Here is a 22,426-nt window from a genome sequence, read left to right as displayed (position 1 = left end):
AAGGGGATAAGCATGCCTAAGCGTTCCATCTCCGTTCACCTGGCGCTGATGTTTGCCTTATCCGCGCTGCTGATTGTATCCGTTATCGGCATCCTGCTCAGAAGCTCCCTGCATGACTCTTTGCAAAAGCAGATGCACAACGAACTGTTGTTCCGCGAATCATTAATGAGCCCGTGGATCACTGCACAAACGTCGGCTGACGGCTGGTCAACGCTTGCCAATAAATTTACCGTATTAACCAATTCTGAAGGTGAGCGCGTTCGCTACTGGATAGTGAGCGATAACCCGCGCTTTAGCATGGGGGGAACACCACCGGTGGGGGTTCAGTGGTCTTCTTTGCAGGAGGGCTTTAATAAAGTACCCGGCGCATCGGAAGGCGCATGCTCACTGTTTCTGTTAGTGAAAAAGATCCCCGCTAACGGTGACAGACCTGAGCTGCGCTATATTGTAGCCATCGACTCCACGCCATATATGGGCACACTGAATGCCTTCACCCGGACGTTGCTAATCATAGCCGCACTGGGCGTCGTGATTGTCGCCTTGCTGGGATACATCGTATCAAGGATCGGTCTTCGTCCCGTTGAAGCACTCAGTAAAGAGGCCCAGCATCTCGCGCCGGGAGACCATAGTCAGCGCCTGAATACCCACGCATTGCCCGAAGAACTACAGCAACTGGCATCATCATTTAATGGCGTGTTAGCGCGCCAGGAAATTGCCTGGCGGCAGCTCGAAAGCTTTAATGCCGATGTTGCGCATGAACTCCGTACCCCACTGACTAACCTGATTGGTCAGACGCAGTTAGGGCTATCACGCCGACGCTCGCAGGATGAACTGGAAGAGTTATTGGGCTCTAATCTGGAAGAACTTGAACGCATGACGTCTATCGTTAACGACATGCTGTTCCTGTCTCATGCTCACGCGGGTGAACATGCTTCCCAGCTTACCCAGGTGTCCCTGCGAGAAGAAACCCTGAAAACAGCGGAGTATGTTGAACCCTCATTTGCGGAAAAACAGCTTTCTCTGGATGTGGAGGGGGACGTCACCGCGCATATCGACCGGCGGCTGTTCCACCGCTCACTGGCTAATTTACTGGAAAACAGCGCAAGACACTCCCCCTCCAACAGCACGGTTACGGTGCGCTTAAGCGAAAAAGGTCATCAGGCCTGTGTTGAAGTTTCAAACCCGGGCGATCCGATAGCACCAGAGCACTTAAACCGGCTTTTCGAGCGCTTTTATCGCGTTGACACCTCCCGGCCCAGAAGTGATACCCATCATGGGCTGGGCCTGTCAATTGTACGCGCCGTCGCCATTATGCACCGGGGAGATGCCTTTGCCCGTAGTGAAAGTGGCATCAATACTTTCGGCCTCACCTTTGCGATACAAGCGGATAAAGCGGCGGGCAATGCTCAATCCGACGCTGAACCGGGACCAGGGTTAACTGACAGAATTGTCAGGGGGGCGTCAGTCTGACGTCATCATACTCTCGATAAAATCATCGCAGGCAATCCCCTCTTCATTGATAAGGACGCTTTGTATGATTAGACATTTACGTTACCTCGGGCTGTTACTGCCCCTCTTCACATTTTCATCCTGGGCAGCGGAGCAAAATCCCGCTGTCCATATCGCCCCCGCAGGAAGTCAGAATGCGGTGTTCGGGCCAGCCGAGAACTTTACCGGTCGTGTCAGGGTTGATCCTCTCTTCAAACCGGATAACGACATCCCTGTTTCCGGGGCTTATGTCACGTTTGAACCCGGCGCTCGTTCCGCCTGGCATACGCATCCGGCAGGTCAGCGGCTGATTGTGACCTCGGGTGTTGGGCTCACCCAACAAGAAGGCCAGCCGGTGCAGGTTATCCGCGCCGGTGACGTTGTCTCTTGCCCGGCGGGCGTCAAACACTGGCACGGGGCGGCCCCCGGCAGCGCGATGACGCATCTGGCGATAACCGGGATTGTGGATGGCAAAAGCGTTAACTGGATGGAGAAAGTGACAGATGAACAATACCACGCCCATTAAAGCATTAGCGGCAGCGGTACTGCTGACCTTTGGTTTTGGTCTCGCGGCACATGCTGCACCCGTCAGTAAAGGAGCCTCAGAAATGAACCACGAACAAACGGTTTCAGATACGCTGTCAGCCCGCCAACAGGCCATCCCGTTGATTGCGGCATCGATGGCCAGCAGCCAGATGGATAAGCTGAATGCAGCCCTGAATCAGGGTCTTGACGCAGGGCTCACGATAAACGAAACCAAAGAGATTCTCGTCCAGCTTTATGCCTATACGGGCTTCCCTCGTAGCCTGAATGCGCTTAATGAACTGATGAAAGTCGTCGAAGCACGTAAACAACGTGGTATCAAAGACGTTGAGGGTAAAGAACCGGTTGCCCCGATCCCTGTCGGGGATGAGCTTCGCCGTGTCGGTACCGCAAACCAGACAAAAATCTCAGGCGCTCCCGTCCAAGGCCCGCTGTTTGATTTTGCCCCAGTGATTAACCAGTTCCTGCAAACGCATCTGTTTGGCGATATTTTCGCCCGCGATAACCTCGACTGGCAAAGCCGCGAGCTGGCAACGGTTGGCGCATTAGCGGCCACACCAGGCGTGGAATCACAGCTGCTGTCGCATACGCGAGCCAGCATGCGGGTCGGCCTGACGGCAGCGCAGTTGCGCCAACTGGCACAGGTGCTGCGTGAACATGGCGAAAGTGATGCAGCAACGCGAGCTGAAAAGGCGCTGCAACAGGCGCTCGATAGCAAATAAGTTAAGTTGGTTAGAGACGATACGCAGCTAATCGTCCGCATTCATGAGTCTGCCAAATAAGGGCAATCAGGGGTGCTAAATAATTAACGCTGACAACTCAGATATGATTGAACGGCAAACATAACAGAGGATGTAATATTGAAGACAATCTTAAAAACGCTGGCCATCTGCATCATGGCGGGTGGCCTGGTGGCTCAGTCGGTCTATGCCGAGCCGCTGGTCATTCAGGAACAGGGAAGCTTTTCTGCAGGTGGCACTATCATCACCGCGCCTGGAACATTTGACGCGAAAAAGCCGCTGGATTCTGCTGGCCAAACCTATCATGGCGATCATGCCTCTGTGTTCTACCAAATTCCGGAAAATCCGCATAAATACCCTATCGTCATGCTGCACGGCGCAGGTCAGTTCTCCCGTACCTGGGAAAGTACCCCGGATGGTCGCGAAGGGTTCCAGAACATCTTCCTGCGTCGCGGGTTCTCAACTTATCTTGTCGATCAGCCACGCCGGGGCAGCGCCGGTCGCACGACTGTAGAAGGTACTGTTACGCCAAAACCGGATGAACAGATGTGGTTCAACCAGTTCCGCGTTGGCGTGTGGCCAGAGTATTTTAAAGGCGTTCAGTTCTCTCACGACAAAGAAGCACTGAATCAGTATTTCCGTCAGATGACCCCAAATACCGGGCCGTTTGATATCAATGTCATCTCTGATGCGATGTCCGCCGTCGTGGATAAATCCGGCCCCGCTATCCTCTTCACCCACTCTCAGGGTGGCGGACCAGGCTGGTACACGGCGATGAAAAATGACAAGGTCAAAGCCATTGTCGCCTTCGAGCCAGGCAGCAGCTTTGTCTTCCCGGAAAAAGAACTCCCTGCCCCTATGCCAAGCGCATTCGACACGCTGAAGGGTGAGCCTGTGCCAATGGCGCAGTTTATGGCACTGACCAAAATCCCGATTCTGATTATTTACGGCGATAACATACCGGATAAACCTGTCGCCATGCCCGCGCAGGACAGTTGGCGCGTACGTCTGGCAATGGCTCGCGAGTGGCGTGACGTGGTGAACAAACATGGCGGGGATGTGACGGTGACGCATCTGCCAGAAGTGGGAATCAAAGGGAATACCCACTTCCCGTTCTCTGATTTAAATAATGTGCAGATTGCTGATTTGGTGAGTCAGTTTTTGAAAGAGAAAAATCTGCAATAGAAAGAAGTCGTATTGAGCCTTCATTATTGAAGGCTCAATACTAATATCAGCATTAACGATCGTGAATTTTTACACCAAGACAGCCACGCACAAATTCAGGATTAAAGTGTTTCACGGCATCACCAACGTAGCCTAAATCGAGTGAGCTGATTTGCGCCATTTCGCTCTCAGTCAATGAGAAATCCCAGATGGCAAAGTTCTCTTCAATACGTTCCTGACGGGTGGATTTAGGGATGACAGTGACACCACGCTGTACATTCCAGCGCAGGACAACCTGAGCAACCGTTTTTTTGTGAGCATCGGCAATTTGTTGCAGCATTTCATTCTCATAGGGCTTATGTCTTCCGCCACCTAAGGGCGCCCATGCTTCCGGCTGAACGTTGTAATACTTCATAGTTTCAAGTGCAGCAGGCTGAGCAAAGTAAGGATGCAATTCAACCTGATTCACCATTGGCTTGATTCTGACGGTTTCGCAGAAGTTTGCTAATACATGAGCATAGAAATTGGACACCCCAATTGCCTTAAGCTTACCGGCATCATAGGCATCTTCCAGTGCACGCCACGCGCTGAAATAATCACGCATGGCCTGATGCAGTAAATAAAGGTCAAAATATTCCAGCCCAGATTTTTCTAACGACGCTTCAATCCCTGCTTTGGCCATATCGTAATTGGCCATGTCCTGTACCCACAGTTTGGAGGTAATAAATAGCTCTGCGCGGCTACATAACCCTTCGGCAATGGCCTCGCGCACTGCGTCACCAACGGCATCTTCATTACCGTAAACTGCTGCGGTATCGATAAGGCGATAGCCAGCACGAATAGCAGTCAATACAGACTGTTTACATTCTTCTTTATCTGTTACCTGAAAAACACCAAAGCCAGCCATCGGCATTTTCAGGTTGTTGTTTAATAATGAATAATCCACTATTGAATTCCTCTGTTATACCTAATCAATCATTCTAGAATAAAAAGACAGACATGAGTAAGGCGCGAAATCTGATATGACTTATGCACGATTTTCATAAATTACGCCCTCTGAAGCCGACCCGGTTAAAATCAGTAAATTGCCCATCCATTAAGTGCCCCTTCGCTATGCATTACGCTACACTACCCCTTCACTCTCTTTTGGCAGTAAGGGGCACAGGTTGGCACGGGAAAACCTTAATGATTTAATGGCGTTTATAGTCGTCGCGCGTGAAAAGAGCTTTACCAAAGCAGCGGCGCATTTAGGCGTTTCACAATCAGCCCTCAGCCATACCATTCGAACCCTCGAATCCCGTCTTGGGATGAAACTTCTGACCCGCACCACGCGCAGTATTTCGTTGACCGATATAGGGCAATCCATGTTGGATGACCTCGGCCCTTATATCGATGGGATCCAGGGGCGATTACAGTCACTGAAGGATCTCAACAGTAAAGCCGCCGGTACGGTACGTATATCAACGTCAGATTATGCGATCGGCTCTGTTATCTGGCCCAAGCTTGAGCCGCTACTCAAGGAATACCCGGATATTACTCTGGAGCTGATTGATGACTATGCGCTGACGGATATTGTCTCCGGCCGCTTTGATGCAGGAACGCGGCTCGGAGAGCAAATATCTAATGGCATGATCTCAGTGCGTATCGGCCCGGATGTACGCTTTGCCGTCGTGGGTTCTCCTGACTATTTTTCCCATCACCCTTACCCGCAGCATCCTAACGATCTTATTGATCACAACTGCATCAACCTTCGGTTTCCAACTCACGGTAATTTGTATGTCTGGGAGTTCGAAAAAGAGGGTAAGAGCCTGAACGTCAAAGTTAGCGGTCAGCTTGTGTTTAGCCGTATCTATCAGAATCTACAGGCTGCCATAGAAGGATACGGACTGGCATATGTTCCCCGTGATATCGCTGAGAAACAGCTCGCCCACGGCGAACTGATTAGCGTCCTTGAAGACTGGTGTCCTTACTGGGATGGTTATTACATTTACTACCCGGAAAACAGAAATCACTCGAAAGCTTTCCAGCTCGTTATTGACGCGCTGCGCCACTACAAACATCCCTGAGTATTCCCTGGCAGGATTAACGACATATGACTCCAGGGAGAATAAAGCCAGCACCTGTTCAGGTCCTGGCTTTTGCTCATCGTCATCCGTCAGGTGTGATTTCTGCCTGTAAATACCTCTTTAAATACGGGTAATGCCGAGAAAATGTTTGGCCAGCCCGCCACAAAGGCCAGCTGTGTCAAGACCTCTGAGGCCTGAGTCTGGGTCAAACCATTATCCATCGCCCGATTAAGATGATACGGCACTTGCGCCACTTGTCCGGCGGTAACCAGTGCGCTGACGGTTACCAGGCTTCGGTCCCGTGGTGCCAGACCCGGCCGCAGCCACAGGTCAAGGAATAGCGCATCCGTGGTATATTTCACTACACCTGGTGATACCTTGCCAAAGTTTGACTCAACCATCGTGGCACGTTGGTTTTCCGACGCTTTATCAAGAGGCAGGAAATCCACTTTATCCCCTGACAATGACGCCGTATCGATATGGCGTTGCGCAAAGACGTTGCGGGCAACCAGCGCCGCAGAGGTGGCATTTGGCCAGCCAGCATAAAATGCCAGATGGGTAATTACTTCAGAGATTTCAGCAGGCTTAACGCCGCTATCCAGCGCCACGTTAAGGTAGTGCGGAAGCTCAGCCGTATCATTGCGGCTGATGAGTGCAGCAACTGTGACAAGGCTGCGGTCGCGACGCGACAACTCCGGACGATTCCAGAGATCCTTTTCAATAAATCGTTCAGCATACGCAGCCATAGCGGGTGCGACTTCAACGACAGCGTCATGTGTATCTTCTGGTGTCATTTTCAAACTCCTGTTTTGCGTGGTTTGGGAAACGCATCCGCTCATCAATAACAGAGAAACAATCGCCAGGAATGCCCTGTTTATCATTCATGTTCTCCCGCCGAGTGACGATTATTCTGTCATCAGTTCAAATCTGGCGCTGTAGGCATCAGGGGGGACGGGCAATGCGTCAGGCTCATCTAATTGCCCCAGTTTAATTAAGCCAGACACATAACTATGGGATTTATAAAAAATAGCCAGATTTCCCCATGGGGCATAAATCGTTATATCCCTTTTTTTGCTGTCGTTCCTTCGGGTGAACCTTCGGTGGTCAACCGGGAAGGTAAGTCACTTATTTTCTCCTCCCCTGCAGTATCTGCTTACTCTGCGCTCAGCGAGGCCATATCAATGACGAAACGGTGGGCCATGTCTCCCTGTGCAAGGCGGGTGAAAGCATCGTTTATCTGATCGATACTAATCATTTCGCACTCAGGATAGATATCATGCTTCGCGCAGAAATCCAGGACTTCCTGAGTTTCCGCAACGCCGCCGATCAGCGAACCCGCAACGCGACGGCGTCCCATGATCAGAGGTACCGTGAGCGGTTCATCCATCAGACCAACCTGGCCGACAATGACTAACGAGCCATCAATATCTAATAATGGGGTATAGATATTCAGGTCATGCTTAACGGGCGCAGTATCAATAATTAAATCGAATGCGCAGGCTGAATCCTGCAATGACTGTGGATCAGAAGAAGGCAGAATTCCTTTCGCACCCAGTGCTTTTGCCTCTTCCTCTTTGTTCTTATTGCGGCTGATGACGGTCACCTCGGCCCCCATCGCCACGGCCAGCTTAACCGCCATATGACCCAGGCCACCTAATCCGATCACGCCAACGCGACTTCCCAAACCCACATTCCAGGTACGCAGCGGAGAGAAGGTGGTGATACCAGCGCAAAGGATCGGTGCGGTCTTTGCCAGGTCCATATTTTCCGGTACGCGCAGTACAAACTCTTCGCGGACGACAATATGTTTGGCGTATCCACCCTGGGTGACTTCACCGCTCAAACGGTCCGGTGCGCCATAGGTAGGCGTCATCCCGTTACGACAGAATTGCTCTTCGCCATGCTCACACTGATCGCAGTGCATACAGCTATCCACCATGCAGCCAACGGCGACATGGTCGCCTACATGATATTTTTTGACGCGCGGTCCCACGGACGTGACGACACCCACAATTTCGTGGCCCGGGATCAAAGGATAAGGCTGCGGGCCCCAGTCCCCATTGACCGTATGCAAGTCTGAGTGACAGACGCCGCAGTAAAGTATTTCAATGGCGACATCGTTTTCACGTAAATCACGACGCTCAAAATGATAAGGAACCAGTTTCGCGTCATCAGTGTGCGCTGCATAACCAACCGTTTTCATAACTACCTCATATCGTGACGGAAAAATGGCGTTGTTTTAATATGCAATCAGATAATTATGACAGATGAAGCCGTATCGCCTGTTAACGATTGTTAATAACAACGCCCTTTTTCAATTTCAGAATCAGTAAAGCCTCTGGTTAGCGCGTGCAGTTATCTGGCAAGAGACGCGCCAATTAATGAATTGGTGCCATTTTGATGCGAAGATTATTCGTCAAAACGTTCATAAAGGTAACAACAACGACTTTCTCCGCACAACAGCACAATTGTGATATCAATAATGAACATAATTAATAAATCGCAGAGTTCATCATAAACGTCCACGAGATTCACCGCTCTGTACTTAACAGTGGATTGCTGGTTTTTATCACACCGTTGTGGCTATCAGAAAATCGATCAGCGCTTTCACTGTTTTGGTTTTACCCGCGTTTTTATCCTCATCGCAACGTCTTCCCTTGATTAAGCCAATGAAAAGCTGGTCTCATTGCTGGGTGAACTGGCGGCAGAGAAAAGTGTGACGTCTGCACAAATCGCGCTGGCATGGCTGCTGGCACAAAAGCCGTGGATTGTTCCTATCCCTGGTACCACCAAGCTACACCGGCAGGAAGAAAACCTGGGGGCTGCCGACATTGTTCTTTCACAGGATGACTCACGGCAGATAACCCAGGCGCTTGAAACGATTAAAATCGTCGGTGAACGTTATTCTCCTGAACACCAGGTACGCGTAGGCCGTTAATACCCAAACGGGTCCACAGCAAAATGCGGGCCCGTTACTCTGAATAGCGAAGTGCATCGATCAACAGCGCAAAAGCCGGCGGATGCTGCTTACGGCTCGGGTAGTAGAGGTAATATCCGGGGAAAGATGGGCACCAGTCCTGCAAAACCTGAATAAGCTCTCCTGACTTGATATAATCCTGCACCCTGTCTTCAGGTATACAGGCGATGCCAAAACCGGATAACGCCGCGTCAATCCTTTCTGCCTGCAGATTAAATGTGACCTGCCCTTCCACTCTGACCCGTAACGGTTTCCCTTCCTTCTCAAACTCCCAGTGGTAAAGCCCACCGGCTGTCGGCAGGCGCATATTGATACACCGATGATTTTGTAGCTCGTGCGGCGTTTGGGGTGCAGGGTTTGTAGCGAAATAAGATGGGGCTCCCACTACGGCCATTCTCATGTCCGGCCCAATTCTTACCGCAACCATGTCCTTATCCACGCTTTCACCCAGTCGGATCCCGGCATCAAAACGCCCCTCAACAATATCGACAAAGCCGTTATCCACCACCAGCTCGAGATTAATTTCCGGATATTCCCTGAGGAAGGGTTTTAGCTTCGGCCAGACCAGACTTCGCGCGGCATGCTCCCCGGCAGATAAACGGATATTGCCGGAGGCAGTACCGTTCAGTTGAACCAGCGATTCCAGCTCCTGTTCAAGATCGGCAATACGCGGTTCAAGGCAGGCAATAATTCTCTCACCGGCCTCTGTAGGGGCAACGCTTCGAGTCGTGCGGGTCAGAAGGCGGATATTCAGCCTTTCCTCCAGGGCCTTCATCGCGTGGCTGAGTGCTGACTGAGAAACCCCCAGTTTACCCGCTGCTTTGGTAAAACTTCGCTCCCTCGCTACCACAAGAAAGATTTGCAGTTCGTTGAAGTTTTCTTTGAGCATAGGCGATTTCCTTATGGAGGCATTCCCTTCATCGCACACTCATGAAGGGTGTTCATAGACACAATCATTTTAGCCCTATTACTGACAATAATGATAATTGATATTCTGGCTGTATCGAAAATAAGTCTGCATTATCAGAAGGTTTATCATGAAAATACTCGTTGCCGGGGCGACAGGAAGTATTGGTCTTCATGTCGTCAATACCGCTATTGAAATGGGTCATCAGCCCGTGGCGCTGGTCAGAAATAAACGCAAAGTAAAATTGCTTCCTCGGGGAACGGATATTTTTTACGGCGATGTTTCAATGCCTGAAACACTCACCGAATTACCGAAAGATATTGATGCCATCATCTTCACACTCGGTTCTGATGGTCAGGGTCGAATTGGTGCCCGCGCTATCGATTACGGCGGAGTACGCAATATTTTACGAATATTCAAGGGTGTACCTGTTCGTATCAGCCTGATGACCACGATTGGCGTGACTGAACGGCTCAGCACCTGGAATCAGCGCACTGAGGTTCATGACTGGAAAAGACGTGCCGAGCGTCTGGTCAGGGCCAGCGGTCATCCCTATACCATCGTCAGGCCCGGCTGGTTTGATTACAACAATGATGATGAGCACAGAATCGTGATGCTCCAGGGAGATCGTCGCCATGCGGGAACGCCGGAAGACGGTGTGATATCTCGAGAGCAAATCGCCCAGGTCCTGGTCAGTGCCCTGACCAACGACGAGGCAAAAAATAAAACATTCGAGTTGGTGGCTGAACGAGGCGAAGCACAGCAGGATCTTACGCCACTGTTTGCAGACCTGCAGGCTGATGATCCACAAAAAAATGATGGGGTTTTAGACATAGACAATATGCCTCTCCGGGAAGAACCGGAGTGCATTATTAACGAGCTGAACCTGTATTCAAAAAATCAACCAATCTACAACCCTGACAATTTTGTCAAATAGCGGTCAGTCTCATGACAGCTTAGGCCTGTATATTTGAATGTACAGAGGAGATCAGAGGTTATACCCTGCCGTTTTGACTTTCAGGACTTTCATTTGTAGTGGTCAAGTAATACGCATTCTGGCGATTCAGGAACAATACGGTTGCTTAAATTTTATAGAACAACGTATTTGCCGCTATTGGGGACTGAACGAAACCAAAATATTCATAGAACGCTCTGGCCTTGCCATCAATAGCATGTACCATGATGGCTTTGATACCCACTTGATCGGCTAAGTTGGAAATGCGCAGTACAGCATCATTAAGCAACCATTTTCCAAAACTATGACCTTGCGTACTGGCATCAACAGCAAGACGGCCCAACAGAACAACCGGAACAGGATCGGGCATATTCTGACGTAAACTACGGCCTAAGTCAGCGTGGCTCACGGATCCAGTTGCAATGGAATAGTAACCCACTACGCGCTGAGTAGACTCCAGACAAATGACGAATGTGCGCGATGCGTTGAGGTACTGATTTTTAATCGCCCGGCGACGTAGCCAATCATTTAACACCTCATTACCGCAATCGAATGGCTGCAGCTCATGCCCTTCTGTCAGCAACGACGGCGCCGTGACGTTTATTTCCATTCTGGCTTCACATCCATCAGGCGTTTACGCCCCTCAATATTTTGTACAGGCGCTTCAAGCTGCTCAATGAAAGACTGATATCGGGCATCGTCCAGGACGAACACACGCTGATCCAGAATGATATTCTGGGCCTCATGCACGGCCTTCTCAATGATAAAGTCAGTGCGGTTTTTATTAACCAAACTTGCGGCATAATCAATCACTGCGCGTTCCTCATCAGTAGCGCGGATATTAATTTGCTTATCGCGAGTTGGCTTACGAGCGCTGGTTTGCATAAGTTTCTCCATATGGTAACAAATTGCTATACACAAACCTTAGCCCAATTGGTAGCAGATTGCTATACGAAACTTGAGTTGCACCCGCCTGATTCGGCGGGTTTTAACTTCACCTTCTACATAATCAAGGTGTTACAATATTAAACCAGAAATCAAAGCTGTCTAAATAGCCGAGGAATTCGTCAAGTTTTGCGTGATTACCGCTGACGTGTAACTCGCCCTTTTCTTCTGCTTGTTTTAGCGACTCCTCTTTGAGGATGATTTTGTTCAGGGTCGCGCGGTTCAATACAATTGAAGCATCAGCGTTACTGGCCTGCACGTTAGCACTATGATTAAGCACGCCATTTTCCAGCTCCAGCTTATAGTTGCCACCGTCATTGCCTAAATCGACATTAAAGACCGCTTTTGCATTTGCTGCCTTTTCGCCGTTGATGTGCACCGCCAAATAATCAAAGAACATCTCCGGTGACATAGCTTTAACCGTATCTGGGCTGGCCGTATTTGGTGTCGCACCTTTCACCACGCCGTTGCGTAACTCCTGGGCACCGGTCAGATAAAAATTCCGCCACGGACCTGATTCAGCCTGATATCCCATTTGCTCCAGGGCATCGGCCTCGAGGTTGCGTGCCTCTTTGTTGTTAGGATCGGCAAAGACGATATTGTTCGTAACTTGCGCCACCCAGCGATAATTGCCCTGGGCATAATCTGCTTTTGCTTTTTGCATAATGACATCAGGGCCGCCCATGTAATCAACATATTTCTTTGCCGCTTCGACGGGTGGCAATTCATCGAGGGTTGCCGGGTTGCCATTGAACCAGCCGAGGTAAAAAACATAGGTTGCTTTCACGTCATGGCTGACAGAACCGTAATAACCACGGCTGGCCCATGATTTTGCCAGACCGGGCGGCAACGTGAAGTTCGCCGCGATTTCATCACGGGTCAGTCCCTGGTTAGCCATGCGTAAAGTTTGATCATTAATGTAGCGATACATATCGCGCTGGCTCTTCATTAGCGTCACGACATTTTCATTGCCCCATGTTGGCCAGTGGTGTTGAGCAATAATAATGTTTGCTTTACCGCCCCAGCGACCAATCACGTCGTTGATATATTTTGACCATGCCAACGGATCGCGAATTTTTGCACCGCGTAGCGAATAGGTATTATGCAGCGTGTGAGTCACATCTTCTGCCGCTTCAATCATGCCCTTCTCTTCTACATACCACAGCATTTCTGATGGAGCTTCCGAACCTGGAGCCATCATAAAATCGTAGGTCAGCCCGTCGATAACTTCTTTCTGCCCGGTGTGGGTGATGTAGTTGGTAGGTTCAATCAGCGTCACCGTCCCGGCGGAGGTTGTCGTCCCAAGCCCCGCCCCAACCTGTCCTTTCGCATCGGGCTGTAATAAGTTGCCATACATATAACTGGCGCGGCGACTCATGGCATTACCTGCCATAATATTTTCTGACACCGCTTCTTTCATAAAACCAGCCGGTGCATACACCTTCACTTTCCCGGATTTTACGTCGGATTCATCAACGACGCCGCGAACGCCACCATAATGGTCAACATGGCTGTGAGTATAAATGACCGCCACGACGGGTCTCTTTCCACGATGTTGATAATAGAGATCCATCCCCACTTTTGCGGTCTCAGCAGATACCAGCGGATCAACCACCGTAATACCCTCTTTACCTTCCATTATGGTCATATTTGAAAGGTCCAGATTTCGGATCTGATAAACCCCTTCGGTTACTTCAAAAAGTCCACCGATATTGATCAGTTGTGACTGACGCCACAGGCTTGGATTCACTGTATCGGGCGCTTTTTCACCTTCTTTAATAAACGCATACTGCTGCGGATTCCAGACTATATTGCCTTGTTTTCCTTTAATCAGGTCAGCCGGAAGCGGAGCAATAAATCCTTTGTGAGCATTAGAAAAATCAGTTTTATCATTGAAAGGTAACTGCCCGTACAATGCATCGTTTGCACTTTTCGTTTGTGCCGTGGCATCTTTCGCTCCCTCTTGCGCCATAACTGGCAGCGACATTAATGATGTGGAACACACACCAGCGATGACCATATAACCCACTATTTTATTAAGTTGCATAAATCCTCGGCTAATATACTTTATGAGCAGGGCTTCCCGACTCTTTTGAATGTTGAAAAGTTGTATAAGGGTGAAAATGTAAGTCTGTATTATTCGATAATAAAAGACTAACACCAAAAACCAATGGGGTTAATTAAAAAGATGTTTAATTATAAATTTTCATTTACTCTTAAATGAGTGTGATGATTGTCTTTTTCATATCTTACCTATTGTGGAAATACAGCCATGGTTGATGGATATAACGTACCACCACAATAGAATATTCAAGCCCTGCTGATAACTGATATTTAATTTATTTTTGGATTTACTCAAAACCTCTCAGGTAATCTGCTGATTGATGTCAGATATCCCCCACGTTCGAAATCAATATAACCACCTTTTTTTAACGCGGAGACAACATTCAAAATGCTGCTACGCGATAAGTGCGTACGCTCTTGGATATAATCTAAAATAGCGACTCGCTGGCGTGTCTCCTCGGGTAAAAGCATCATCTCCTCCAGATGATTGCGTATTACTGAATAGGTACGCTGCTGTACCACTAAATCATCACGATAGAAGAGATAACCGGTATGGTAGGAAACTATGGAGGCAACGTCTTCCCATAAACCATTTTTATGAAACAGCTCTCGCGCTTTATGCGCATCGACGCGTAGTATTGTTGACTCTGTTTCTGCACGTAATAAATGACCGTGAATTGGTTGGAGCATCTCCGCGAGACCGAACAGATGAGGTTCATAGACCGTGACGATCAGTAGGCCATCCGACGAACGCAAAATAGAAAGCTCTCCTTGCAGAAAAAGATACAACTGAGGCTGATTTTTGTGCATCCAAAGGATACGCCGACGTGGCACAACCTTGAGTTTTTCTGCTATGGGTTCAAGCGCTTGCGTCAAGCGTTGGATACTTTGTTCAGGACGTACCGGTGGTAAAATTTGCATGATAAAACCCGTACTCTTTCAATTGAGCTAACGATGTAAACCAAGATAACTTCAATGAAGATAGACCATATTCCAGCCATAGGGTTCCTATTAATAAAAGAACAATTTTATTTTTATTAGGCTATGTCATATGGAAAAGGCCACCAGCCGGTAGCGACAGACGATTAATTATGCCACTGCACGCTCCCTGTATGACACGGGAACAGATGTTGTGAATTCAATAGTCCACAAACGTTACTATTAGCATCACTCTAAAGCCGGGTTTATTAAAATGATGCGCTAAAATTGATAGCTGTAATTAACGCTGGCAAACCAAAGCCACGGTTTTTTATATTCGCCCGCAAAAGCATCTGATTTAACCTGAGAAGACTGCATATGCAAGTACTCCACGGCAAACCCAATATTACTGGCAGGTGTAATTTGGTATTGTGCCCCGGTGCCAAATCGCCATTCGTCGCCGGTAGGTAACGACAGAGCAACATCACTTTGTGTTTTGTACGGCGAACTGTCAAACGCAACTCCCGCATTAATTCGCCACTGCTCATCAGGGCGATACTGTACGCCTAACGCGGTATGCCATGTATCTCTCATACGATTGGCGTGTTCGTTCGATTGACCATTAACGGTTATTTGTGGGCTACCAAACTGACTCCAGTCCTGCCAGCCAAGATCGCCCATCACCGACCACTGCGTGTTGATATCGTGAACCAGACTCAACATCACCTGCTGCGGTGCACGAACTTGTGCGGAGATCGGCAGGTCATACTCAACATTTGGCAGGTTTGGGAAACGCGCTTTTCCATCGATATTGAAATGATAATCGGTCTTACTGGTCCAGGTAATACCTGCTCGGGTGCGATCGGTTAAATCCATTAGCAAGCCAAGACGGTAATTCGTCGCCCAGTCATGATCGTTTTGTTTCTCATCATTACCCCCGACATTTCGGGTTAGCGACAGAAAACCATAGTTTAGCCCCACAGCCGCACCCACTGAGACTTTATCATTCAACTTCCAGGCCATCCCAGGGCTGAGGGTCATTGCTACCATCGTACTTTTTTTAATTAACCGATCCCCTGCCCAGTTGCCAAAATCGATACCCAGTCCATAGTTGCCATATAATCCAATCCCCGCCGAAACGGAATCACTGAGTTGCTGTGTATAAAACAGACTGGCATTAGGAAAAATTGTCATGACGTTGCCGGGGCTTTGTCGATCCGCCGATTCGTTATTCAACGAATAGGGAATATCTCCCCCCATTGCCTGCAATCCTGTGGTAACCATGTGGTCAGGTAAGCGAGTCATGCCTGCGGGGTTAGTGAATAGCGTTGACGCATCCTGGGCCCGGGCAGCCTGCCCGGCTCCCGCTAGCGCGGTATCCTCCGTACCTATTTCGTAAAAATAGAGCGCACTTGCATGACTGAGCGTTGAAAATAGCATCCCGGAGATGAGAATGATTTTTTTCTTCATTTGGTTACCTGCATTGATGGATAATCTTTTTGTGTAAGGAGTATGGCCAACAACGTGCCCGTCTCTCTAAAAACTATAGAGTTACCCCTCTGTTTCGCAAAGATTGTCTTATTGTTTTCGGTAACATCATAATCAGGGGACTGGCGTGATGTCGTGACAAAATCGATCCAATATTAAATTTTCAATTTCAGTACTACGACTTCACTATTACAAAACACATTTAAATCATCTGTTTTACGTAGAGTATTAAGAATAAGACTACATTGACGTTCGTCATAGGGTTTGCTTACCCTCAGTGGCTTAGTTTGTTAAATAATGACCAAAATGCTTAAAGAATCATAGGTCCTCATGCCTTACCACTCCTCAATACATATTGGTCTTTGAAGCATTATTTAATGGTGGTCGTCAGCACCGCGTGGTGATAATTAACTCAAATGTAAAGAAATGAAAATTTGATATTTTCATTATAAAGTATGAGTGAAGTCGCCACAGGAAAATCCATAGTTATGATCATAACAAAAATGTCATGTGAGATAAAAACGCCACTTTTAACCTTTGCGAAGACGTCGTCTTCGCAAAACTGTGTGCCCTGAGTATGTGATTAGATTCAATGGGTTAAAAATACTTCCATTTTTTCAAACCTAATCAATAAGTGAGGTGAATATATTAGCACGCAAACCAGGAGAATAACTTTAATAATGACGCCAGTATTTTAACTATTTGAAGAATGGAATCTGTACGCGTAATAGCACACGAGAATCAAATAAGACTCATTCTCATATCTGTTTTAGTTAGTAACAGAGATGACAGATGATAGCTAATCCAAAGTAAAGATAGGGGTAATTATTTATGGCCTCACAATATGACTTTACTGTCACACTCCACGATCTCGCTTTTATTCTTAAGCAGATCAAAATATCTGAAGCAGCAACTAATCCGGATGGTTCGATCAATGGCGATGCCCTTCGAGAGTCAGTATCCAGCCCGCTATTACCCTATGGACTGCGCACGGTAGACGGTTCGTGGAATAGCCTTTTGCCCGGCCAGGAGTTATACGGCTCTGCCGACCAGACAATGCCAAGGTTAACCGCATTGAATTGGCAGGATGCCGATCTGGACACCAGCTACTTCCAAATCGGTGGCACGGTTATTGATGCAGACCCCCGTATTATCAGTAACTTAATATCCGATCAAACGGCATCTAACCCGGCCGCGCAGGAGGTGTTTGACGCATTATCAGGCGTGCCAGGCGGTGGTACCATCACCGGGGAAGGCAATACCTTAACCATCCCTAACCAGTCTCCGGATGTGGGACTCTCCCCTGCTTTTAACGGCTGGATGACGTTCTTTGGTCAGTTTTTTGACCACGGCCTGGATCTGATCCCTAAAGGTGCAACGGGATTGTTTTTATTCCCTTGCAATCCGATGACCCGTTGTACGTGGAAGGTTCACCAACTAACTTTATGATCCTAACCCGGGCCACGGTTGATAAAGACCGTGAAACGGTCAACACGACGACGCCATTTATTGATCAAAACCAAACCTACACCTCTCACCCTTCGCATCAGATTTTCATCCGTGAATACGTATTAATTGACGGTAAACCTGAGCCTACCGGTAATTTGTTGGGCGGTGCTAACGGTGGTCTGGCGACCTGGGCTGACGTCAAACAGCAGGCTGAGACCTTACTCGGTATTACACTCACCGATCAGGATGTCTTTAGTGTTCCACTGCTGGCGACCGACCGTTACGGTAATTTGATTTTAAGTGACAGCGGTAAAGTACAAATTGTCACTAAAGGTGGCCTGGTTGAGGCTAACGGTGGCCCGTTACCCTCAGATACATTCCGGACGGGACATGCGTTCCTCGATGATATTGCCCACACGGCTGCGCCAAAAGCGGGCCTGGCTGCTGATAGTGATGGTGCCGTTGGCAACGGTAACGCAACCGAGCAACCAGCAGGTACTTATGACAACGAACTGCTCGATCGCCACTTTATCACCGGCGACGGGCGTGGTAATGAAAACATTGGCCTGACTGCCGTCCATGCGGTGTTCCACAGCGAACATAACCGCCTGGTGGAACAATATAAAACCACCCTGCTGGAAACCGGCGATGTTGGCCTCATCAATCAGTGGTTGATGCCGAACCATCAAATAGAAGAGTTGCCCGCAGATACCAGCACCCTGGTCTGGAATGGTGAGTACTTATTCCAGGCAGGACGTTTCTCTACGGAAATGCAGTACCAGCACCTGGTGTTCGAGGAATTTGCCCGTACAGTGCAGCCTGCCGTCGACCCGTTTGTCTTCTCTAACACGGCGGATATTAACCCGCTGATCTTTGCCGAGTTTGCACATGTGGTGTATCGCTTTGGCCACTCGATGCTCACAGAAACCGTGGCGCGTACCGATATCGACAACGAAAACGGCGATCTCGATTTAATTACTGCGTTCCTCAACCCGGTGGCATTTAATCAAATCAACGGTGTGGGTGTTTCTGATGATGCGGCCATCGGCGCAATTGTTCGCGGCATGACGCGTCAGGTGGGCAACGAGATTGATGAGTTTATTACCGATGCCTTGCGCAATAACCTCATCGGGTTACCGCTGGACTTAGGTGCACTCAACATTGCGCGCGGTCGCGATACCGCAATGCCGACGCTGAACCAGGCTCGCGAGCAGTTCTTTGAACTCAGCGGTGATTCGCAGTTGCGCCCCTATACCAGTTGGGCCGATTTCACCACCTACCTGAAAAACCCGGCGTCCATTATTAACTTTATGGCCGCCTACGGTCAGCATGAGCTGATCCTTAACGCCACCACCCTCGTCGAAAAACGCGCGGCGGTTAACTTCCTGTTGTTTGGCGATAAAAACAATGCCCCACCAGCAGATGCGCTCGATTTCTTCAACAGCACCAACTCATGGGCTACCAAAGAAACCGGCCTGAATATGGTCGATTTCTGGATCGGCGGCCTGGCCGAGCGCAAAAACGAATTCGGCGGCATGCTGGGTTCGACCTTCAACTTTGTGTTTGAAACGCAGATGGAAATGCTGCAGGACGGCGACCGGTTCTACTACCTGAGCCGTGTTCAGGGCCTGAACCTGCTCAATGAACTGGAGGCAAACTCGTTCTCCGCACTGGTGATGCGTAACAGCGACCTTGGCGAAGCGAATTCCTCTCACCTGCCCGCTAACCTGTTCCAGACGCCGGATCATATCTTCGAAGTCAACACCTTGTTGCAAATGGAAAGTGATCCAACATGGGGGAATCCGCTGAAAGACCTGCTGACACCTTTACTGGTGCGACGGGCTCCGGGGAATGATGTGGATGGTGATACCCATGCCGACGGCGGCTACCTGAAATACATCGGCGACGGACATGTGGTACTCGGCGGCACTGCCGGAAACGACACGTTAATTGGTGGTAAAGGTATCGATAGCCTGTGGGGTGACGGTGGTGATGACCGTCTGGACGGTGGCGACGAAGCCGATGTGGTCCACGGTGGTGATGGCAATGACATTATTACCGACACCGGGACACCGGTTGGCGATGCTGATTTCCTGCACGGCGATGCCGGGCATGATGTCATCTTCTCCGGTAACGGTAACGACCTGGTCTTTGGCGGCAGCGGTAGCGACTTCGTGGTGGTTGGCGAAGATGCACAGGAGGTCTTCGGCGGTCTGGATAACGACTTTGCGCTGGGCGGATCCGGGGCTGATACCCTGATGGGTAACGAAGGTGACGACTGGCTGGAAGGCGGCGACGGCTTCGACACGCTCGCCGGTGATAACTCTGAGCTGTTCTTCAACAGTACCATTATTGGTCATGATGTGCTGAACGGTCAGGGCAACGATACCGACTACGATGGTGAAGCTGGCGACGATATTATGGTTCAGGGCGCGGGTATTCAACGCAACAATGGTATGGCCGGTTTCGACTGGGCAATCCATAAAGGCGACCCGAACGGTGCGAACTCTGATCTCGGGATCCCGATTTTCGTTAATCAGCAGGAATTCATTCTGCGTGACCGCTTTGACCTGGTCGAAGGGCTTTCAGGATGGAAGCACAACGACATTTTGACCGGCACGGAACAGCCGATCGGCACCGCGCCGGTTCAGGGCACCCCGCTCTCCAATAACCTGACGCAGGAAGGTGCGGACAGGATCAACGGCCTACAGTCTATTCTCGGCGTCGAGCGTTCCTCTAACCCGAATGCGGTGTTGCTGAATCCGGATGACGGCAGCGACATCATCCTCGGCGGTGGCGGCAGCGACCGTATTATGGGTAAAGCGGGTAACGACATCATTGATGGCGATGCCTGGCTGAACGTGCGTATTGCCGTCACCGGCATGGCAGGACTCACCAGTGCAGAAAGCATGGCTGAGCTGAAGTCGTACATGCTGGCCGGCACCCTGAAACCGAACCAGCTGTCGATCGTGCGTGAGATCTTGCGTGAAGGTAACGGCACCGAAACTGACGTTGCGGTGTATCGCGATATCAGCACGAACTATGCCTTTACCCGTATGGCGGACGGTAGCCTTCGGGTCGACCACGCAACGCCGAATGCCGCCCTCAACCTGGATGACGGCACTGACCGCCTGCTGAATATCGAAAAACTGGAGTTTGGCGACGGTCAACAGCTGTGGGTCACCGCACAAAAAGCGACAGGTAACGTCAACATTAGCAGCGCGACACCTTCGGTCGGTGACTTGCTGCGCGTTAACGTGGCCAACTTGCTGGATGGTAACGGACTCGCGGCAAATACGGTGATCACCATGACCTGGCAGGCTCTGGTCAACGGACAATGGCGCGATCAGGCAACCGGCGTAGAGTTCAGAGTACCGGGCTCTATTCAGGGCGCTCCGCTGCGTGTGGTCGCCAGTTTTAACGACCAAATGGGCGATGCGGAAACCTTAGTCTCAGCACAAACCCAGGCCATTATGCCACGCAATCAGGCGACCACCGGCGCACCGGTGATTAACGACCTGACGCCGACTGAAAGCCTGACGTTGACCGCAGTGGTCTCCGGCATTGCTGATGCTGACGGTCTGAGTGGCGGCAACTTCAGCTACCAATGGCGAATGAGTTCCCCGACAGGGTTCATCAACATTGTTGGTGCAACATCGGCAACCTATACCCCAGGTCAGGCCGCTGTGGGACGCACGTTGCAGGTAGTGGTCACCGTCGTTGATGACGAAGGCAACCCCCCTGTTGTTCTGACATCAACCACCACTCAACCGGTGGGGGATCTGATTGTTGGTAATAACGGAAACAACACGCTGAACGGTACCGCATGGAGTGACATTCTGCGCGGTGAAAACGGCAATGACAATTTGTTTGGTGGTGCGGGTGATGACCTGCTGGTCGGAGGGGCCGGAAACGACAGCCTGTCTGGTGACGCGGGACAAGACACGCTGCAAGGCGATGCCGGAGATGACCTCCTCGATGGTGGTTTGGGGGCAGATAGCATGACCGGGGGTGCCGGTAATGACACCTACATCGTGAATGACGTTGGTGATCTGGTGATCGAAGGTCTGAACGGCGGGACGGACGTGGTTCGCACCAGCCTCAGCAGCTACGACATGACCGGTAACGTTGAAGAACTGGTGTTCACCGGCAGCGGCAGCTTTATCGGTACCGGTAATGGACTCGCCAACATCATTACCGGTGGTGCGGGCAACGATCAGCTGTTTGGTATGGGAGGCAACGATCAGCTGTTCGGTGGGATCGGGAATGACTTCCTGGATGGCGGAGACGGCAATGATAACCTGCAAGGTGGAAACGGCAACGACGTCATGATTGGCGGCGCGGGCGTCGATACCCTCACCGGCGGTAACGGTGACGACATCCTCAATGGTCAGGAAGGCAATGACAATCTGGATGGCGGTACCGGGAATGACATCTTCGCCTTTGCCGCCAACTTTGGGCGAGACCGCATCACCGGTTTTGACAGTAATCCTAATGGTGGTCAGGACTATCTTGACCTGGTTCAGTTGGGCATTAATGCGGGGAATTTTGCCAGCAGCGTGTCCATCACCGGCAGCAACGGCAATACCATCGTGACTATCGGGGCTGACAACATCACGTTGGTCGGCGTCAATTCAAGCACCGTCACGATAGGTGATTTTTATCTGGAAACGCCGAACACCCTTGCCAGTAATAACGGCAACGGTTCATTGATCGTATAAG

Annotated in this window: 16 protein-coding genes and 2 pseudogenes; 8 read left to right on the top strand and 10 right to left on the bottom strand. The window is 49.9% G+C overall.

The features are described 5' to 3' along the window. Positions 1–12 precede the first annotated feature (12 nt). From AC3ITF_RS10830 to AC3ITF_RS10815, 4 genes are all read left to right on the top strand, one after another. Positions 13–1,470 carry a heavy metal sensor histidine kinase gene (locus tag AC3ITF_RS10830; protein WP_489176412.1) on the top strand — a complete coding sequence of 486 codons (1,458 nt, stop codon included), beginning with the start codon at positions 13–15 and terminating at the stop codon, positions 1,468–1,470. A gap of 64 nt (positions 1,471–1,534) precedes the next feature. Continuing rightward, positions 1,535–2,014: a (R)-mandelonitrile lyase gene (locus AC3ITF_RS10825; RefSeq protein ID WP_489176411.1), complete on the top strand. Its 480-nt coding sequence runs from the start codon at positions 1,535–1,537 to the stop codon at positions 2,012–2,014. After that, positions 1,992–2,753 carry a carboxymuconolactone decarboxylase family protein gene (locus AC3ITF_RS10820; RefSeq protein ID WP_489176410.1) on the top strand — a complete coding sequence of 254 codons (762 nt, stop codon included), beginning with the start codon at positions 1,992–1,994 and terminating at the stop codon, positions 2,751–2,753. Before AC3ITF_RS10825 ends, AC3ITF_RS10820 begins: the two co-directional genes overlap by 23 nt. A 138-nt stretch (positions 2,754–2,891) precedes the next feature. Further along, entirely contained in the window at positions 2,892–3,956 is a 1,065-nt protein-coding gene (locus AC3ITF_RS10815) for an alpha/beta hydrolase (protein ID WP_117342774.1), read from the top strand. 52 nt (positions 3,957–4,008) lie between these two features. Here AC3ITF_RS10815 and AC3ITF_RS10810 read toward each other — a convergent pair whose 3' ends face one another. Further along, entirely contained in the window at positions 4,009–4,881 is an 873-nt protein-coding gene (locus AC3ITF_RS10810; RefSeq protein ID WP_117342775.1) for an aldo/keto reductase, read from the bottom strand. Positions 4,882–5,101: 220 nt separating this feature from the next. Between AC3ITF_RS10810 and AC3ITF_RS10805 the strand changes: the two genes are divergently transcribed. Beyond that, positions 5,102–6,001 carry a LysR family transcriptional regulator gene (locus tag AC3ITF_RS10805; RefSeq protein WP_181695614.1) on the top strand — a complete coding sequence of 300 codons (900 nt, stop codon included), beginning with the start codon at positions 5,102–5,104 and terminating at the stop codon, positions 5,999–6,001. Positions 6,002–6,090: 89 nt separating this feature from the next. Here AC3ITF_RS10805 and AC3ITF_RS10800 read toward each other — a convergent pair whose 3' ends face one another. The 3 genes from AC3ITF_RS10800 to AC3ITF_RS10790 all read right to left on the bottom strand — a co-directional run bounded on the left by AC3ITF_RS10800 (position 6,091) and on the right by AC3ITF_RS10790 (position 8,204). Then, positions 6,091–6,882, bottom strand: a complete 792-nt coding sequence (locus AC3ITF_RS10800) for a carboxymuconolactone decarboxylase family protein (protein WP_137363298.1) — start codon at positions 6,880–6,882, stop codon at positions 6,091–6,093. A gap of 24 nt (positions 6,883–6,906) precedes the next feature. Further along, on the bottom strand, positions 6,907–7,035 hold the full coding sequence (locus tag AC3ITF_RS10795; RefSeq protein WP_223240236.1) for a hypothetical protein: 129 nt from the start codon (positions 7,033–7,035) through the stop codon (positions 6,907–6,909). Between the two features lie 119 nt (positions 7,036–7,154). Beyond that, complete coding sequence (locus AC3ITF_RS10790) at positions 7,155–8,204, bottom strand: NAD(P)-dependent alcohol dehydrogenase (protein ID WP_489176409.1); 1,050 nt, start codon at positions 8,202–8,204, stop codon at positions 7,155–7,157. A 462-nt stretch (positions 8,205–8,666) separates the two neighbouring features. Here AC3ITF_RS10790 and AC3ITF_RS10785 point away from each other — a divergent pair. After that, positions 8,667–8,939: pseudogene (locus AC3ITF_RS10785) on the top strand (aldo/keto reductase); the annotation flags it as partial. 34 nt (positions 8,940–8,973) lie between these two features. Here AC3ITF_RS10785 and AC3ITF_RS10780 read toward each other — a convergent pair. Then, positions 8,974–9,867 carry a LysR family transcriptional regulator gene (locus AC3ITF_RS10780; protein ID WP_135912049.1) on the bottom strand — a complete coding sequence of 298 codons (894 nt, stop codon included), beginning with the start codon at positions 9,865–9,867 and terminating at the stop codon, positions 8,974–8,976. Between the two features lie 148 nt (positions 9,868–10,015). On the opposite strand from AC3ITF_RS10780, the gene AC3ITF_RS10775 reads away from it, so the two are divergent. Then, the gene (locus AC3ITF_RS10775) at positions 10,016–10,822 is read left to right on the top strand and encodes an SDR family oxidoreductase (RefSeq protein WP_181506995.1); all 807 of its coding nucleotides are present in this window, start codon (positions 10,016–10,018) and stop codon (positions 10,820–10,822) included. Positions 10,823–10,967: 145 nt separating this feature from the next. Here the strand turns inward: AC3ITF_RS10775 and AC3ITF_RS10770 are convergent, their stop codons facing one another. The 5 genes from AC3ITF_RS10770 to AC3ITF_RS10750 all read right to left on the bottom strand — a co-directional run bounded on the left by AC3ITF_RS10770 (position 10,968) and on the right by AC3ITF_RS10750 (position 16,237). After that, entirely contained in the window at positions 10,968–11,450 is a 483-nt protein-coding gene (locus AC3ITF_RS10770) for a GNAT family N-acetyltransferase (protein WP_489176408.1), read from the bottom strand. Beyond that, complete coding sequence (locus AC3ITF_RS10765) at positions 11,441–11,737, bottom strand: type II toxin-antitoxin system TacA family antitoxin (protein ID WP_489176407.1); 297 nt, start codon at positions 11,735–11,737, stop codon at positions 11,441–11,443. Before AC3ITF_RS10765 ends, AC3ITF_RS10770 begins: the two co-directional genes overlap by 10 nt. A gap of 112 nt (positions 11,738–11,849) precedes the next feature. After that, a complete protein-coding gene (locus AC3ITF_RS10760) occupies positions 11,850–13,832 on the bottom strand; it encodes an alkyl/aryl-sulfatase (protein ID WP_137363302.1) in 1,983 nt (660 codons plus the stop codon). Positions 13,833–14,140: 308 nt separating this feature from the next. Then, on the bottom strand, positions 14,141–14,770 hold the full coding sequence (locus AC3ITF_RS10755; RefSeq protein WP_117342784.1) for a winged helix-turn-helix transcriptional regulator: 630 nt from the start codon (positions 14,768–14,770) through the stop codon (positions 14,141–14,143). A 279-nt stretch (positions 14,771–15,049) separates the two neighbouring features. Then, positions 15,050–16,237 (bottom strand): OmpP1/FadL family transporter, encoded by a 1,188-nt coding sequence (locus AC3ITF_RS10750; protein WP_174360862.1) that lies wholly within the window; start codon positions 16,235–16,237, stop codon positions 15,050–15,052. 849 nt (positions 16,238–17,086) lie between these two features. Here AC3ITF_RS10750 and AC3ITF_RS10745 point away from each other — a divergent pair. Further along, positions 17,087–22,425, top strand: a pseudogene (locus tag AC3ITF_RS10745) (peroxidase family protein). Position 22,426 lies beyond the last annotated feature (1 nt).

Source organism: Citrobacter sp. KH_055_1 (assembly GCF_057838705.1).
Note: the sequence above shows the minus strand (reverse complement) of the source record. Positions and strands in the feature narration are given on the sequence as shown.